Consider the following 16,076-nt stretch of genomic DNA (forward strand, 5'->3'; position numbering starts at 1 on the left):
CAGCGTGCGGATATTAGATTCCTAGTCTCGCTAAGGCTCGCTGGAATGACTCTACAGGAGATGTTAGGTGACAGGCATTCTCCCTACGATGGATTATCGACTATTATTCCATGTTTAACTTAACGCATCCTGAGTAAAGATTTTCTTATCGTCCCAACGGATCATGGTTAGGCTTCCGCCCCAAACACAGCCAGTATCCAGACCGATGATCTCTTCGTCTACATGGCCTTGTAGTGCAGCCCAGTGACCAAATAACACCGTTTTATTGAGGTGAACGCGCTGAGGTACATCAAACCATGGAATAAGTTCGTTACCGGAAACTTGTTGTGGTGGTAGTTTACAATCCATATCCAAACGACCATCGGGGAAACAAAAGCGCATCCGCGTAAAAGCATTGATAATATAACGGTATCGGTCCAAACCCTGTAGAGAGTCATCCCAGGAATCAGGTTGATTACTGTACATGTTTTTTAAGAGCCAAGGCAGCTCTTCACTTTGGATGATGCGTTCAACTTCGCGGGCACATTTTCTTGCGGTTTTTAGATTCCACTGCGGTGATATCCCAGCGTGACACATCACGAACTCGTCATGCTCGGCCATAAGAGGTTGCTGAGCTAGCCATGCCAATAGATCTTCTTTATCGGGTGCAGTGAAAATAGGTGCGGTTTTATCTTTGTCTTTGACCTTTTTTATCCCGTGAGCAACGGCGAGCAGGTGAAGGTCGTGATTACCAAGCACAACGGTTGCGCTTTTGCCAAGCGACTTCACAAAGCGTAACGTTTCTAGTGATTTAGGCCCTCTGGCGACCAAATCACCAGCGAGCCAAAGTTGGTCTTTTTTCGCAGAGAAAGAGACTTGTTCTAGTAGTCGCTGCAATTCATCAAAACAGCCTTGAATATCACCAACAATATAGGTAGCCACTGAATCTCCAATTTACTAATTTAAAACATTTGGAACAGCAAGACGAAAGGGTTCAATTTCGGTGATGAACTCCTGTCCTTTTTCATCCAGCATTTTGTAGTGCCCTTGCATAACGCCGACAGGGGTTTCTAACGCGGTTCCGCTACTGTACGTGTATTCATCATTGCTTGGAATAAAAGGTTGTTGACCCACCACACCATCACCTTCAACCGTCATTTGTTTGCCATTCGAGTCTGTGATTAACCAGCGACGGCTCACTAACTGCACGGTTTGTTGGCTAAGGTTTTTGATGGTGATGATATAGGCGAAAACGTAGCGTTGTAGCTCAGGATTGGACTGTTCTTCGATGTATTTGGTGTGAACTTGAATTTTGATGCAAGGTTGAATGACGTCCATGTGCACTCCTCAGAAACGTAATATCCCAATAATAATAAGCCAAACCGGCAAGGGTTTGGCTTATCGTTTGAGTTCTTAGTGCTGCGGGTTATCCGCAAGCCAGTTCGCCATCGCGACGAATTGTTCTAGCGTCAGGTTCTCTGGACGCATGCTTGGATTAACACCTAGCTCTTCTAGTACTTCTGTGCTTAACAACGATTTGTAGCAGTTACGAACTGTTTTGCGACGTTGGTTAAAGCCTTCACGACAAACGCGATCCAGCAAACGCAGATCTTTCGCAGGGCATGGTAGCTCTTCGTATGGCACTAGACGAACGACAGCAGAGTCCACTTTCGGTGGTGGAACGAATGCCGTTGGCGGCACTTCCAGTACTGGTACCACTTTACAGTAGTACTGAGCCATTACCGTTAAACGGCCGTAAGCTTTGCTGCCAGGACCGGCAGCTAAGCGGTTTACCACTTCTTTTTGCAGCATAAAGTGCATGTCTTGAATGTCTTTATGGAATTCAAAAAGGTGGAACATCAATGGTGTAGAGATGTTGTACGGCAAGTTACCGAAAATGCGTAGCTTGTTGTTTGGCTTCACTAATTGAGTGAAGTCAAAACGCATAGCGTCACCCTCATGGATGGTCAACTTATCCGCCAGTTCAGGGTGAGTACGTAGGCGTTCTGCCAGATCGCGGTCTAATTCGATGACCGTGAATTTATCCACTTCACGACCTACCGGCTCAGTGATTGCACCAAGACCAGGACCAATTTCAACCAGGTTTTGACCTGGTTTTGGGTTAATCGCTGATACGATTCCATCAATAATGTATGGATCGTTCAGGAAGTTTTGACCAAAACGTTTACGCGCTTTGTGTCCTAAATGGACATCATTTCTCATTGTTTCTTCTCTACCAAATCTATCGCATGCGTGAGCGCTGTTCGGAAACTCCCTGTATCCGCTTGACCTGTCCCTGCCAGATCTAATGCAGTACCGTGATCCACCGATGTTCTAATAAAAGGTAGACCAAGAGTAATGTTTACTGAACGACCAAAGCCTTTGTATTTTAATACTGGCAACACTTGGTCGTGGTACATGCCTAAAACAGCATCAGCATCATTTAAATATTTTTCATTGAAAATGGTATCTGCCGGCAAAGGGCCGATCAGGTTGATACCTTTTTCTTGTCGAATCTTTTCCAGTGTCGGAGTGATGGTTTCGATCTCTTCACGACCTAAGCAGCCATCTTCACCAGCATGAGGGTTAAGCCCGCAAACGTAAATGTTTGGTTGGGCGATAGCAAACTTTTCTACAAGGTCTTTATGAAGAATATCGATGATTTTTTCTAATCGCTCTTCGGTGACCGCTTTGGACACATATGCTAAAGGAATATGTGTTGTGACTAGCGCCACGCGTAGTCCTTCCGTTGCTAGCATCATGACGACTAGCGGCGTTTTTGACTTCTCGGCGAAAAACTCAGTATGACCACTGAATGCAACACCTGCGCGATTAATCACCCCCTTATGAACAGGGCCGGTGACAATAGCATCAAATTCATCATTCATACAGCCTAAAGCGGCTCTTTCTAGCGTTTTTAGTACATAGTGACCATTCGCTTCGTTGAGCTCGCCTGCGACCGCAGGTTCCGATATTTGGATATGATCAACGATAAGCGTGCCTGCTTTTTGTGCTTTAGGCACTTCTTCTGGATTGTAATCAGACAGTTGGACTTCAATGCCAAGCTGCTTGGCTCTGTCCATCAGCATCTTTTTATCGGCGCAGACGACAATTTGGTGTGCCCAATCTTCCTTCGATAGGGCAAGCACTAAGTCTGGGCCGATACCCGCAGGTTCCCCTGCGGTTACGACAATTCTACGAATTGTATTAGTTGTCATTGTTGTCATCCACGATTTCAACAAACGCACTTGCGCGTAGCTCTTGCATCCATGCGCCCGCTTCTTCATTAAATTTACGGTTAAATAGAATACGGTAAGCCTTATTCTTCATCGCTGAGTCTGTGCGGTCAACTTGGCGACGATCCAACACTTCAACGATATGCCAGCCGTGAACGGTTTTGAACGGTTCGCTGATTGAGCCAACAGGCAGAGTTTCTACTTGGTGTTTAAATTCTGGCACGTACAGATCTGGCGTTTGATAACCTAGCTCGCCGTCTTGCGCTGCCGAGCCAGGGTCTTGGCTGTACTGCGTTGCCAATTGAGCGAAAGTGGCTTCGCCGGCTTTGATGCGGCGTACAAACTCATTCAGTTGCTTCTTCGCCCCTTCATCACTCAGAATCACGGTTGGTTTAATCAAAATATGACGCGCATTTACTTCCGTTACCGCAACCGTTTCTAAGCCTTTTACATCTTCAATTTTTAGGATGTGGAAACCGACGCCACTGCGGAATGGGCCAATGATGCTGCCTTTGTTTTGCATTTTGATCTGATCGGCAAAGATGGTTGGCATCTCTTCTTTACGCATCCAACCCCAGTCACCACCTTGTAAAGCTTTAGGACCTTTTGAGTAGGTGTAGGCCATCTCCGTAAAGTCTGCACCTTCGTTTAGCTTTTTCGCTAGCGCTTTTGCTTCTGCTTCTACAGCAGACTTTTCTTTGTCATCAGAGAAGCGCAGTTGAATGTGTCCAATTTTGTATTGAACGGTCGCATTGGTTTCTTGTGATAGTTGCTCAGCAAGGCTGTCGACTTCTGCTGGAAGGATATTAATACGGCGACGAACCAGTGCATTACGGGCTTCTGAAGCGGCGATTTCCTTACGAATTTGTTCGCGGAATTCTGGGTAACTCAAGCCTTCACTTTCTACAGAAGCGGCGAGTTGTTCTACAGATTGTTCATTATTACGTGCGATCTCCGCAATCGCTTGGTTTAAGCGGTTATCGTCAATACGCACACCGATACGGTCTGCTTCTTGGCCTTGCAACGTGTCAATAATCAGCTTTTCAACAACTTGTTCTTTTAACACGCTAGCAGAAGGTAAGCTCTTTCCGCTTTGACGTGCGTTGGCTTGCAGCGTTTTCATCGCTGTTTCGATGTCGCTTTGTAGAATTACACCGTCATTCACGATGACCGCAACCTTATCGATCTCTACTGGTGCTGCAACCGCTCCGCAAGAGAGTAGGGTCGTGAATAAGATTGATTTCCAAATTTTCATTTAAAATTCCGTCAGTATTTTTTGAATAGGCGTCTTATCCATTTAAGACGCCTATTTCGATTAATTGTTCAGATAGAATGGGCGGCCGTACTTAATCGCGTTGTCAGAACCATCCAGTTCTTTGACTGCAGTGTCTTCACGCTGATTGGTCGCAAAGCCTTGAATACCGAAGTTAACGCTAAAGTTATTTTCGTATTCAGGTGATGCGCCAGTGCTGCCGATAGTTTGGTTTTCCCAACCAAGCAATTGGTTGGCGTAAGTCACACCAATGTACCAACAGTCAGACTGGTAACGCAGGCTCGCTAGCCATTCTAGGTCCGCATTTTCATTTAGGTCGTAGTAGTATTGACCACTTGCAGACCAGTTCGGGTTGAACTCGTAGGCCGCTACAATACCTGCTTGTGAAATGCCTTTACGAGTAATTGTGTCTAGGTTTTCGAGAATGATCGTATCTTCGATGTATTCACGCGTGACGTAACGATAGTTACCCTGAATAAAGCCACCGTTAAATTGGTACTCTAAGGTACTGTTCGCCAATTGCATGGAGCTCAAATCGATATCGTATTGAATTCCACCGTGATAGAACAAGTAATCGTTGTAGTTGAAATCAGCTTCAATCGCCCATGATGAGTAGTTGGTGGTCTCATCCGGAAGATTTGGGCTGTTGCTCAGTTTGGTCTTTTTATCGAAGTAGTAAATCTGACCAAATGAAACGTTAAGACGCTCTTTATAGTCATCATCAAAGAAGCGCGTACTTGCACCGTAGCTTAACTGGTTCGCAGAGGCGATTTTATCAATGCCACTGTACTTACGACTGCGGAATAGCCCGTAGTAGTCGGTTTGTAGCAAGGTGGTATCGTAGTTGTAGATATTGGTTTGATCTTCTTCAGGTACGTACAAGTACTGCAGCTGAGGCTCCAGTGTTTGTGTGTAGCCCTTGATCCAACTCGTATCTCGCTCTAAGTAAAGTTGCGCATGCGTACGGAACTCGGGGATAACACGAGAAACTTCGTCATCTAACTGGTTTTGCAAGTTGACATCTGTCAGACCCGTTAAGTCTTGAGAGTAGTACGTGGAAAGCACGCGAGCTTCCGTTGTCCACGTTGCCCATGAATTTGAAAGCGGCAATGTAAGTCCTGGCTCAATATGAACACGGGTCGCATTTGGTCGCGCAGTATCGCTCGTATCGAAGCGGCTCACTTGGCTCTTCACGTCAAAGTTGAGGTAATCTCCCCACAATGGCGTGTAGTAGTTCAAGTCTAACTGAGGAAGCAGGCGATAAGGGCGGTTCTCTTCTTTCAATAAGATTTGGAAGTCACGAACGGTTAACGAGGCATCCCAGAAATCAGAACGATATTGTACTTGTCCTTCTTGAACCAGTTGACCATCTTCACGGTTACCAATATCGGAGTCGAGATCGAGGAAGTAATCAATATCACTCACTTTTGAGTAATCGACTTTGACTATCCACTGTTTATTGATGATACCGTCGTGTTTAACTTGGTAGCCCCAACGAGACTCGTCTTGATATTTACGATCGCTATTGAGGTATTCGCCTTTGATTTCCCCATTTCCCCAACCATCTGTTAGGTAGCGGAAATCAGTATCGAGTTTTGTACCACGTTGCTGCATATAGAGCGTGGTGAGTGTCATGTCATATTGAGGCGCGATGTTCCAATAGAATGGCACCTCGACTTCCATACCATCGCTAGAACCATACGATAAAGAAGGGAAGAGGAAACCCGTTTTACGCGTATCTCCAATTGGCATGGTTAGATACGGCACATAGAAAACAGGAACGTCTAACACTTCAAATCGAGGATGGTGCAGCGTCGCCGTCTCTTCATCTTGGTCAACGTCAATACCTGATGCCACTAAACGCCATGAATTGTCGCCTTGAGGACATGATGTAATAGAACCATCTTCGAGTTCATAAACCGACTGACCTGTACGCGCGATGTATGCTGCTGTGCCTCGACCTTGTTGGCAAAGGAACTGATAATCGGTGTTCTCCAGTGAAAACGTGTCTTGGTTGATGTCATTAGTAACACGATCAGATCGAGCTTTGACTTGGCCGTCATTGAAAGTCACGTTGCCTTCGGCAACCACGACGTTGTCTTGTTGGTGCAGCGTTACGCTATCTGCGGTGATTTTCTTCTGGCCTTGGGTGACTTGTACATTACCTGAGTACTGAGCTTTGTCACCATTGATGGCTTGCAGGGTGTCAGCTTCTACCACTACTGGGGTATTAAGAGCGTCCTCCTCGCCACTGGTATCGACCAAACATTGATCTGTGGCGGGCATTTCCTGCACACTATCATGGATATTCGCTTCAGCTTGAGTGGTGGGTACAAACAAGGCGGTGCTGATAGAGGCCGCTAAACATGTGCGGGAGAAATGTTGCATTGAATTGAACTTTCCTGTGTCACTACTACTCGATGGCTATAGGGCTTGTTGTACCCTAGCGTAATAGCCAAATGAATCAACTATAGTCGCATTTATCCCAGCGTATTGATTCACTGTGGCATAATGACGACAAAATAGCTGCAAAGATAAGCAGGCGAAATGGCCTAGCCGAAATAAAACTAATTCCATTATCATAAAGGAAATCGTTGCATCCGGCACTATAAGACCGCCGTCGTCGATAAAAATTCATTGATAGAGAACACATAATGCATATTTTTGGCAAAATTCTGGGTGCCTTTTTTGGCTTGTTACTTGGCGGGCCGCTAGGTTTACTCTTTGGCTTATTTATTGGCCATCAATTCGATAAAGCACGTCGCTTGAGTCAAGCCGGGTTCTCTACTGGCGGCTTTGGAAAAGGGCCGAGTCAAGCTCAGCGCCAAGAAGAATTTTTTAAAGCGGCGTTTGCGGTAATGGGACATGTGGCAAAAGCGAAAGGCCAAGTCACCAAAGAGGAAATCCAACTTGCTTCTGCAATGATGGACCGCATGAATTTGCATGGCGAACAGCGCCGCGCTGCGCAAGATGCGTTTCGTGAAGGTAAAGACAGTGACTTTCCGTTAGAAGACGTTCTTGTTCGTGTGAAAATTTCGACAGCAGGCCGCTTTGACTTGTTGCAATTTTTCCTTGAACTACAAATCTCGGCGGCCTTTGCAGATGGATCGATTCATCCTAGTGAACGAAATGTGTTACACAAAATAGCACGTGGTTTGGGTTTCTCTTCTGAGCAGCTAGAGCGTCGCTTGCAAATGCAAGAAGCCGCATTCCGTTTCCAAAGCCAAGGTGGCTTTCATGGCCAGCATCAAGGCCAATCTTCTGGTGGTAGCTGGCAACAAGCTTCACAAGCGGATCAACTGGCTGACGCGTACAAAATTCTGGATGTGTCTTCAGATGCTGACAGTAAAACCGTCAAGCGTGCTTATCGTAAACTGATGAACGAGCACCACCCAGACAAATTGATGGCTAAAGGTCTACCACCAGAGATGATGAACGTTGCGAAAGAAAAATCTCAAGAGATTCAAAACGCTTACGATCTGATTAAAAAGGTCAAAGGCTTTAAGTGATTTTGTCAAAATCTAGAAACTAAAAAGGGCACTTGGTGCCCTTTTTAGTTTTTGGGTTACGGGTGACCAAAAGCGTTGCAAGCTGAACGGTGACGATAAATTAGTCAGCTTGATTCAAGTCCCAGTCGTATTCGTATTTCACTTTGCCAGAGAAGTTTTTGTATTGCGGCGCGTACTTTGCGATGTGGTTGAAGACTTGTTTCTCTCCACCAAAGTCCGCTGCAAACCAATCATAAATAGAAGACAGCTGTGCCGTGTTACCTTGGATAGATACGCCTTTGCTGCTGTTGATAAATGTTTTGGCGGCACTATCCAGTAGAGCTTGCGTGTTGTCAGCAGTGAATGCTTGAGATTGCAGATTAGGGCATCCTAGGCTGGCACAGTTAACCGCGTAATGCGTTCTTGGATCATTCCAAATTGGACGCAAAATTCGATGTTCAATATCGTTTAAAGTCAGATCCTTACCGTTGACCACGACCACATCATCTCCCCAAGGACCAAAGCTAAATAAGCCACCCAGCTTGGTAATGGATTCGACGGGATAGTTATCTAGGATTAAGTCTACAGTGATGGCGTTGTAAAGGTTTACCCAGTAGGCGTATTGCTCTGCTTGGTTGTATTGTAGAGGGTCGAGTTTTGCCAAACGCTGGATGTATTGTTTCAGCTTCGTTTTATCGGCCGAGGTGACTTGGCGGTAACGAAACAAGGTATTGTCGCCTTGTTCAACTAAATAAGCATCGAGCAATTGTTGCCAATCTTGATGAGAAATTTGGGTTTGGTTGGCTTGATTCGATTGTTTCCAATATGGCCATAAGTCGGATTTTGGCGCGGAAAATGTCGAGAAAGAAACCAGAGTACACAACAGCAATAACAGACGCTTCATAGAGATACCTTTGAATGAGATATTGTTGATAGTGTAGACCAGTTTAGTGCTTGTTTTCTTTCAGTAATCAGTGGCCTTTATTCGCCGTCATTCCGAGGAGCATAAGCGATATCAGGAATCTAATACCCACAAACTCTTGAGTAAAGACAGTATGAATCTGCACAGTGCGCTCTGGCAGTCGATCCTGAATCACGCTCCTTCGCCGCTGTTCAGGATGACGAATTTCAACAGAGGCGTTCGGTATTCCGCAAGCAAAGCGCTATAAAATCAGTCACCTAAAACATTAAAAGGGCCGACAATTGCCAGCCCTTGATTTGTGTATTTACTAATGCGTTTTAACGCAAGAAGCTTGGGATATTCGCTTCGTATTCCGCAATTTTGTCTTCGTGTTGAAGCGTTAGCCCAATGTTGTCTAAACCATTTAACAAACAGTGACGACGGAACTCATCAATTTCAAAACTGTACTCTTTGCCATTGGCACGAACCACATTCGCTTCTAAGTCGACCTCGACTTCTGCACCTTCATTCGCCTCAACAAACTGGAAGATTTCATCCACTTCTTGCTCAGTCAAACGAACTGGCACCATTTGGTTGTTGATCGAGTTGCCGTAAAAAATATCAGCAAAGCTTGGTGCGATCATCGCTTTTATGCCGTAATCCGCTAGCGCCCACGGTGCGTGTTCGCGAGATGAGCCACAACCGAAGTTTTCACGTGCCAGCAAGATGGAAGCGCCCTGGTAGCGTGGGGCGTTCATCACGAACTCTGGATTTGGCTGTTCGCCAGCATCATCTAGGAAGCGCCAGTCATGGAACAAGTGTTTACCAAAGCCTAGGCGAGACACCTTTTGTAGGAACTGTTTTGGAATGATGGCATCAGTATCAACGTTCGCTGCATCTAGAGGAACAACTAAGCCTGTATGTTGTTTAAAGCCTGACATTTGTTTGCTCCTTAGTCTAGTTCACGAATATCTACAAAGTGACCAGCAATTGCTGCTGCCGCTGCCATCGCAGGGCTCACTAGGTGGGTACGGCCATCACGACCTTGACGGCCTTCAAAGTTACGGTTTGAAGTAGACGCACAACGTTCATGTGGACCCAAACGGTCGTTGTTCATTGCTAGACACATCGAGCAACCTGGTAGGCGCCACTCAAAGCCCGCCTCTTTAAAGATGACATCTAGGCCTTCTGCTTCCGCCTGCGCTTTTACTTGCTCAGAGCCAGGAACGATTAGCGCTTGAACGTGAGACGCGACTTTGCGACCTTTCGCCACTTCCGCCGCGGCGCGCATGTCTTCGATACGTGAGTTAGTACAAGAACCAACGAAGACTTTATCGACGTTGTAATCCGACAATGACTTGCCCGCTTCCAGACCCATGTAAGCCAGTGCTTTTTCTGCCGATGCTTTTTCTACTGGGTCGGCAAAACTTTCTGGGGCTGGGATTGGTTGGTCTACCGCGATAACTTGGCCTGGGTTAGTACCCCAAGTGACTTGTGGTGTGATATCCGCTGCGTTTAGTGTCACGACCGCATCAAACTGGGCATCATGGTCCGTTTTTAATGTCTTCCAATATTCTACAGCGGCATCAAAATCCGCACCTTGAGGTGAGAACTTACGGCCTTTGATGTATTCGAATGTAGTTTCATCTGGCGCAATCAAACCGGCTTTTGCACCTAACTCAATCGCCATATTACATACGGTCATGCGACCTTCCATTGAAAGGTCAGTGATCGCTTCACCACAGAATTCAACTACGTAGCCTGTACCGCCTGCTGCTGTCGTTTCACCGATGATTGCTAGCACAATGTCTTTCGCAGTAATGCCCGGAGCTACTTTGCCTTTCACTTCGATCTTCATCGTTTTAGCACGCGCTTGTTTTAGCGTTTGAGTTGCTAATACGTGCTCAACTTCAGAGGTACCAATACCAAATGCTAGCGAGCCAAATGCACCGTGTGTAGCCGTGTGCGAGTCACCACAAACAATGGTCATGCCCGGTAGGGTAATACCAAGCTCTGGGCCCATAACGTGCACAATACCTTGGTATTTATGGTTGATGTCGTAAAGCGTAACGCCAAACTCTTCACAGTTTTTCGATAGCGTTTCCATCTGGATACGCGCCATCTCACCGGATGCGTTGATGTCTTTGGTGGTGGTCGAAACGTTGTGGTCCATAGTGGCAAAAGTTTTGCTGACCTGACGCACTTTACGACCTTTTTCACGCAAGCCGTCAAATGCTTGCGGAGAGGTCACTTCATGTACCAAGTGACGGTCGATGTACAAGATAGGGTTTTCCCCTTCTGCTGCGACGGCAACGTGTGCGTCGTAGACTTTTTCGTATAGTGTTTTGCCCATTGTTTGCTTCCTTTCCTCGTTATCCTTGTTGCTTTGTTTTAGCACCAATGACTTAGAGGTAAGTCATTGGTGGATAGAGGATTTAGTATTTATTATGAATCTGTTCTGTATTACGAGTTTAAGATGTACTCAGCGATCTTATCGCCCATCTCTGATGTTGTAAGTGCCGGGTTGTTGCCTGCAAGGTCGCCTGTTAGCTCGCCAGCTGAAAGTGCTTTCGACACCGCTGCTTCGATGTCTTGTGCTGCGGCTTCTTCGCCAAGGCTATAACGTAACATCAGTGCTGCCGATAGGATTTGTGCTACTGGGTTGGCGATGTTCTTACCTGCGATATCTGGTGCGCTGCCGCCTGCTGGCTCGTACAGACCGAACTTACTTTCGTTAAGGCTTGCTGAAGGCAGCATACCCATTGAGCCAGTGATCATTGCGCACTCATCAGAAATGATGTCGCCGAAGATGTTCGAACACAGCATTACGTCGAACTGTGCTGGGTCTTTGATAAGCTGCATGGTTGCGTTGTCGATGTACATGTGTGATAGCTCGACATCTGGGTAATCTTTTGCGATTTCTTCGACTACTTCACGCCATAAGATAGAGCTTTGTAGAACGTTCGCTTTGTCGATAGAGCACACTTTCTTGCGACGTAGACGAGCAGACTCAAAAGCGATTTTTGCAATACGTTCGATCTCAAAGCGGTGGTACACCTCAGTATCAAATGCTTTTTCTGTTGCGCCTTCACCTTCACGACCTTTCGGTTGGCCGAAATAGATACCACCAGTCAGTTCACGGACTACCACGATGTCAAAGCCGCGACCCGAGATGTCTGCACGTAACGGTGAGAAAGCTTCAAGACCTGAGTGAATTTGCGCTGGACGTAGGTTACAAAATAGTTGGAAGTGTTTACGTAGTGGAAGTAGGGCACCGCGTTCAGGTTGGTCGTTTGGTGGTAAGTGCTCCCACTTAGGGCCGCCAACCGAGCCGAATAGGACTGCATCAGACTCTTCACATGCTTTTATTGTGCTCTCTGGAAGTGGGCAACCGTGATTGTCGATCGCGATACCACCGACATCATGCTCGTCACGTTCAAACGCAATACCATGTTTCTTTTCGATTGCATCCAATACTTTATGTGCCTGCGCCATTACTTCCGGGCCAATGCCGTCACCGGGTAGGACGGCAATTTTGTATGATTTGTCTGTCATGTTAATCCTTTAAGTTTTCTAATTTTGAGCTTAATTATTTCAACGAGCGTGTTCTTTCCTGAGCTATGCAGCTCGGCTGTTATTACACAGTCGCAATCTTTTTCTGCTTCATTTCTTCGATTTTGTCTGCACGGTGGATGCTATTAATAACGTGCAATAGTGCTTGGCCGGAAGCTTCAACGATATCGGTGGAAACGCCTGTACCGTGGTATTTACGACCTTTGTAGTTGGCAATGATGTCAGCTTGACCCAAACCATCTTCACCTTCGCCTTTCGCGGTTAGGTCGAATTTATCCAGTACGATGTCGTAGCCTGTCACGCGGTAGATACATTGGTATAGCGCATCAACTGGGCCATTACCGACTGCCGCTTCACACATTTCTTCATCGCCACATTGCATTTTGATGCTGGTGGTGGCCATTACGCTGCCCGATTGCACGCTTAGGTAGTTCAGTTTGTAGAAGTCATCTTCTTCACGCAGGTTCGAGAAGTGCATTAGGGCCTCTAGATCGTAATCGAACACTTGGCCTTTGCGGTCGGCAAGTTTCAAGAAGTCCGCGTATAGAGCGTCTAGGTTGTACTCGTCCTCGTTGTATCCCATGGTGTCCATGTGGCTCTTCACGGCTGCGCGACCACTACGGCTGGTTAGGTTTAGTGCTTGGTTTTTAAGGCCAATCGACTCAGGGGTCATGATTTCGTAGGTATTCTTATTCTTTAACATGCCATCCTGGTGGATACCTGAAGAGTGGCTAAAGGCATTCGCGCCCACAATCGCTTTGTTGCTCTGAATTGGCATGTTGCATAACTGGCTCACCAATTTACTGGTGCGGTGAATTTCATCATGTTTAATGCCAGTGTGAACGCCCAAGAACTCTTGACGCGTCTTGATGATCATTGCGATCTCTTCAAGTGAACAGTTTCCCGCTCGCTCACCAATGCCATTGATGGTGCCTTCTATCTGACGCGCGCCGGCTTGAACGGCGGCAATAGAGTTGGCAACTGACATCCCCAAGTCGTCGTGACAGTGAACGGAGATGATCGCTTTATCAATGTTTGGAACGCGGTTGAAAAGGGTTTGAATAATGCCACCAAACTCGCTTGGTACTGTGTAGCCAACGGTATCTGGAATGTTGATTGTGCTCGCACCTGCATTGATGGCAGCTTCTACCATGCGACATAGGTTGTCGATAGGAGTACGCCCTGCATCTTCACAAGAAAACTCGACATCATCGGTGTAGTTACGCGCATGTTTAACGGCGTTGACCGCCATTTCAAGTACATCGTCGTAGCTGCGGCGTAGTTTGTCTTCTACGTGAATGGTGGAAGTGGCTAAAAACGTGTGAATACGGAATTGGTCGGCCACTTTTAATGCTTCAGCGGCGGCATCAATATCTTTCGCAACGGCACGCGAAAGGGCACAAACTCGACTGTTTTTGATGTTTTTTGCAATGGTTTGTACAGACTCGAAATCACCTGGTGAAGAGATTGGGAAGCCAGCTTCGATAACATCAACGCCGAGTCTTTCCAGCGCATAGGCAATTTGCAGTTTTTCTTTAACCGTCAAGCTTGCTGACAACGCTTGCTCGCCATCACGCAATGTGGTGTCGAATATAATGACCTGATCGTTCATGTTTGCTTCCTTCCTGATTTCTGCACTTTACGTGCAAGTTAATCGTTTACTTCCAGTATTTAGATATAAAAAAACCCGCATTCTCATGCGGGTTCTTAGAAATTGGTGTGGTTATTTTTCTTCCACAGCCTACCCGCGCGAACTGGTCACGATCAGGAGGAGGCTAAGCAGAATAGAAAAATGAGCTGACATAGTTGTTAAGCTTTCCACATAATTAAGTTAACAAATTAGTACCGCACTCCATTGAGCGCGTCAACCCTAAAGTCGATTTTTTATTCATATCGGATGAGTCTTTTCATTTGCTCGAGAAAAATGATGCGCTAAGTGAAACAGCATGGTGCAATAGAAACGTGCTAGAAGAGGCAAGTTCTCATCAAGTTTGCGACGTTTCATTACCAAAACAAACATTGGGATTGCGACTTGTCACACAAAGGCCCGAATTGTTTGGCAAAAGTTTTGAATGACCATTTATAGTAGTGCAGTTGCACTAGGTAAAAAGAAGGGTTAAGGAATAATGAGGTTAGCAAAACAATTTGGACGTTCAGCCGCAGTATTTACTCTGGTCAGCTTATCGGGTTGTCAGCTGTTTCAAGCTCAAACCTATATGGCAGAGATTTCCCCTGTTGCTATTAATGATCACTCTAAGAGTGTCATGGTGATTAATGATCAAATGGATCGATTCTTGAGCTACGAGGGACGTGAATCGTTTTTGAATCAAATGCTCGTTGCTCTTGAGTCGGACAGTCGAGATAAATTTAAAGGCAAAGATCCGGAAACCTATTCGTGGTGGAAGATCCGAGTGCAACCTAGTGAGAAACAACAAGCGGAAGTCTTCCGACCAACAGCTGACGGTGTGGATACCTCAAACCCCGTTGAGTTTATGGATGTCTCCTATCGCTCTAAGACCACATTAAACCTGCGATCCAAGCCGAGCCTAGAAGGAGAAAAGCTTGGCGTGTTATCGAAAGGGGAAGTTTTTAATGTGTTGGCAAAAGTGGTGGATCAACCTTGGTTTCTCGTTGAACAGAAAGGCGTGATAAAAGGTTACGTCCATAAGGATTATGCGCGCAGCAATGTGGTAAATCGTGACATTCTTTCTACACAGCCTAATCCTATTTTAGAGTCTGCTTCGAGCACAACTGAGCAAACGGGCATAGAGCATGAACTGTCAGGAAATTACACTTGCCGCTCCCTTAGCTACGAGCTAACAAAAGATGGCGACATGACGATGGGCTCTTTGCGCGCCTGTCGTAAGAAGAGAAAGGTCTGGTACATCGATACGCCTCAACCGCAGCAAGCAAACCCTTCTTAAGCGTTCTCTCCTATGATTGTGCTCAATAGATAGATCATTGGGCACTCCCTAATTTGGTATTTGTCATTAATTGTCCAAACTCCCGTCATGCAGTTGTCACCTAAACCTCCTACTTTTCACACAACGGCGTTGTCAAAGTAAGGAAAGGCCACATGCGAACCATAGAGACAATTACACAGCCAATTGCAACCATTGCTAAGTTTGATTTAGCGCTCTCTAGTGTTTGTCTTAAGCACCGTTTTAATCAGCAAGTTGCCAACATCAGTAAAGGAGTCTCCCACAGTGGTGACGGACATCTGTACTTGGTGCTAGGTTTATTAGCTTGGTATTTAGATAAAGAGCAGGGAGTTTGGTTTTTACTGGCGGGTTTACTTGCTTTTGCCATCGAGTTGCCAATTTATTGGACGCTGAAAAACAGTTTTAAGCGTCGTCGCCCTGAAGAACTCAGTGCACTCCTTCCTGCTTTTATTACCCCCTCTGATCGCTACAGTCTTCCTTCAGGACACACTGCCGCTGCGTTTGTCATGGCGACGCTGATTGATCATTTCTATCCGAGCCTAGGCGTTGCTGCATTCTTTTGGGCAAGTTTAATCGGAACTGCGCGAATCTTATTGGGGGTGCACTTTTTTACCGATGTCATCATTGGTGCACTGCTAGGTAGCCTTTGTGGTGGATTAGCGATTGCGATGCTGGGAGGCTAAT

Annotated in this window: 14 protein-coding genes; 3 read left to right on the forward strand and 11 right to left on the reverse strand. The window is 46.1% G+C overall.

Going from position 1 to position 16,076, the window contains the following annotated elements; translation table 11 throughout:
* Positions 1 to 114: 114 nt before the first annotated feature.
* The 6 genes from ACHFJ9_RS09660 to lptD form a co-directional block, all read right to left on the reverse strand.
* Positions 115 to 921, reverse strand: coding sequence for a symmetrical bis(5'-nucleosyl)-tetraphosphatase (locus tag ACHFJ9_RS09660; protein ID WP_164666520.1), 807 nt, complete (start codon positions 919 to 921; stop codon positions 115 to 117).
* A 15-nt stretch (positions 922 to 936) separates the two neighbouring features.
* Positions 937 to 1,317: a Co2+/Mg2+ efflux protein ApaG gene (gene apaG, locus ACHFJ9_RS09665; protein WP_005379668.1), complete on the reverse strand. Its 381-nt coding sequence runs from the start codon at positions 1,315 to 1,317 to the stop codon at positions 937 to 939.
* A gap of 75 nt (positions 1,318 to 1,392) precedes the next feature.
* Entirely contained in the window at positions 1,393 to 2,202 is an 810-nt protein-coding gene (rsmA, locus tag ACHFJ9_RS09670) for a 16S rRNA (adenine(1518)-N(6)/adenine(1519)-N(6))-dimethyltransferase RsmA (protein WP_005379669.1), read from the reverse strand.
* A complete protein-coding gene (gene pdxA, locus ACHFJ9_RS09675) occupies positions 2,199 to 3,197 on the reverse strand; it encodes a 4-hydroxythreonine-4-phosphate dehydrogenase PdxA (protein ID WP_104974541.1) in 999 nt (332 codons plus the stop codon). The genes rsmA and pdxA overlap by 4 nt, the downstream gene beginning before the upstream one ends.
* Entirely contained in the window at positions 3,187 to 4,470 is a 1,284-nt protein-coding gene (gene surA, locus ACHFJ9_RS09680; RefSeq protein ID WP_006742728.1) for a peptidylprolyl isomerase SurA, read from the reverse strand. The genes pdxA and surA overlap by 11 nt, the downstream gene beginning before the upstream one ends.
* Before the next feature lie 60 nt (positions 4,471 to 4,530).
* Positions 4,531 to 6,876 (reverse strand): LPS assembly protein LptD, encoded by a 2,346-nt coding sequence (gene lptD / locus ACHFJ9_RS09685; RefSeq protein ID WP_085342743.1) that lies wholly within the window; start codon positions 6,874 to 6,876, stop codon positions 4,531 to 4,533.
* A gap of 266 nt (positions 6,877 to 7,142) precedes the next feature.
* On the opposite strand from lptD, the gene djlA reads away from it, so the two are divergent.
* Complete coding sequence (djlA, locus tag ACHFJ9_RS09690) at positions 7,143 to 7,997, forward strand: co-chaperone DjlA (protein ID WP_005383076.1); 855 nt, start codon at positions 7,143 to 7,145, stop codon at positions 7,995 to 7,997.
* Positions 7,998 to 8,097: 100 nt separating this feature from the next.
* Here djlA and ACHFJ9_RS09695 read toward each other — a convergent pair whose 3' ends face one another.
* The 5 genes from ACHFJ9_RS09695 to leuA form a co-directional block, all read right to left on the reverse strand.
* Positions 8,098 to 8,880: a DUF547 domain-containing protein gene (locus ACHFJ9_RS09695; protein ID WP_395356650.1), complete on the reverse strand. Its 783-nt coding sequence runs from the start codon at positions 8,878 to 8,880 to the stop codon at positions 8,098 to 8,100.
* A gap of 335 nt (positions 8,881 to 9,215) precedes the next feature.
* Entirely contained in the window at positions 9,216 to 9,818 is a 603-nt protein-coding gene (leuD, locus tag ACHFJ9_RS09700) for a 3-isopropylmalate dehydratase small subunit (protein WP_104971226.1), read from the reverse strand.
* A gap of 11 nt (positions 9,819 to 9,829) precedes the next feature.
* On the reverse strand, positions 9,830 to 11,230 hold the full coding sequence (leuC, locus tag ACHFJ9_RS09705) for a 3-isopropylmalate dehydratase large subunit (RefSeq protein WP_395356652.1): 1,401 nt from the start codon (positions 11,228 to 11,230) through the stop codon (positions 9,830 to 9,832).
* A 110-nt stretch (positions 11,231 to 11,340) separates the two neighbouring features.
* Positions 11,341 to 12,432, reverse strand: a complete 1,092-nt coding sequence (gene leuB, locus ACHFJ9_RS09710) for a 3-isopropylmalate dehydrogenase (protein WP_130544785.1) — start codon at positions 12,430 to 12,432, stop codon at positions 11,341 to 11,343.
* A gap of 82 nt (positions 12,433 to 12,514) precedes the next feature.
* Complete coding sequence (gene leuA, locus ACHFJ9_RS09715; RefSeq protein ID WP_006742733.1) at positions 12,515 to 14,062, reverse strand: 2-isopropylmalate synthase; 1,548 nt, start codon at positions 14,060 to 14,062, stop codon at positions 12,515 to 12,517.
* Between the two features lie 514 nt (positions 14,063 to 14,576).
* Between leuA and ACHFJ9_RS09720 the strand changes: the two genes are divergently transcribed.
* Entirely contained in the window at positions 14,577 to 15,374 is a 798-nt protein-coding gene (locus ACHFJ9_RS09720; protein WP_395356655.1) for an SH3 domain-containing protein, read from the forward strand.
* 152 nt (positions 15,375 to 15,526) lie between these two features.
* Positions 15,527 to 16,075: a phosphatase PAP2 family protein gene (locus ACHFJ9_RS09725; RefSeq protein WP_005379690.1), complete on the forward strand. Its 549-nt coding sequence runs from the start codon at positions 15,527 to 15,529 to the stop codon at positions 16,073 to 16,075.
* The last annotated feature ends 1 nt before the right edge of the window (position 16,076 follow it).

The sequence above is a fragment of the Vibrio sp. D3 genome (assembly GCF_043995865.1).
GTDB classification, from domain to species: Bacteria; Pseudomonadota; Gammaproteobacteria; order Enterobacterales; family Vibrionaceae; genus Vibrio; species Vibrio diabolicus.

What these genes read in the sequence shown, in the direction of transcription:
- apaG (WP_005379668.1), bottom strand. Translation starts at nt 1,317, where the DNA reads ATGGACGTCATTCAACCTTGCATCAAAATTCAAGTTCACACCAAATAC.
- rsmA (WP_005379669.1), bottom strand. Translation starts at nt 2,202, where the DNA reads ATGAGAAATGATGTCCATTTAGGACACAAAGCGCGTAAACGTTTTGGT.
- pdxA (WP_104974541.1), bottom strand. Translation starts at nt 3,197, where the DNA reads ATGACAACTAATACAATTCGTAGAATTGTCGTAACCGCAGGGGAACCT.
- surA (WP_006742728.1), bottom strand. Translation starts at nt 4,470, where the DNA reads ATGAAAATTTGGAAATCAATCTTATTCACGACCCTACTCTCTTGCGGA.
- lptD (WP_085342743.1), bottom strand. Translation starts at nt 6,876, where the DNA reads ATGCAACATTTCTCCCGCACATGTTTAGCGGCCTCTATCAGCACCGCC.
- djlA (WP_005383076.1), top strand. Translation starts at nt 7,143, where the DNA reads ATGCATATTTTTGGCAAAATTCTGGGTGCCTTTTTTGGCTTGTTACTT.
- ACHFJ9_RS09695 (WP_395356650.1), bottom strand. Translation starts at nt 8,880, where the DNA reads ATGAAGCGTCTGTTATTGCTGTTGTGTACTCTGGTTTCTTTCTCGACA.
- leuD (WP_104971226.1), bottom strand. Translation starts at nt 9,818, where the DNA reads ATGTCAGGCTTTAAACAACATACAGGCTTAGTTGTTCCTCTAGATGCA.
- leuC (WP_395356652.1), bottom strand. Translation starts at nt 11,230, where the DNA reads ATGGGCAAAACACTATACGAAAAAGTCTACGACGCACACGTTGCCGTC.
- leuB (WP_130544785.1), bottom strand. Translation starts at nt 12,432, where the DNA reads ATGACAGACAAATCATACAAAATTGCCGTCCTACCCGGTGACGGCATT.
- leuA (WP_006742733.1), bottom strand. Translation starts at nt 14,062, where the DNA reads ATGAACGATCAGGTCATTATATTCGACACCACATTGCGTGATGGCGAG.
- ACHFJ9_RS09720 (WP_395356655.1), top strand. Translation starts at nt 14,577, where the DNA reads ATGAGGTTAGCAAAACAATTTGGACGTTCAGCCGCAGTATTTACTCTG.
- ACHFJ9_RS09725 (WP_005379690.1), top strand. Translation starts at nt 15,527, where the DNA reads ATGCGAACCATAGAGACAATTACACAGCCAATTGCAACCATTGCTAAG.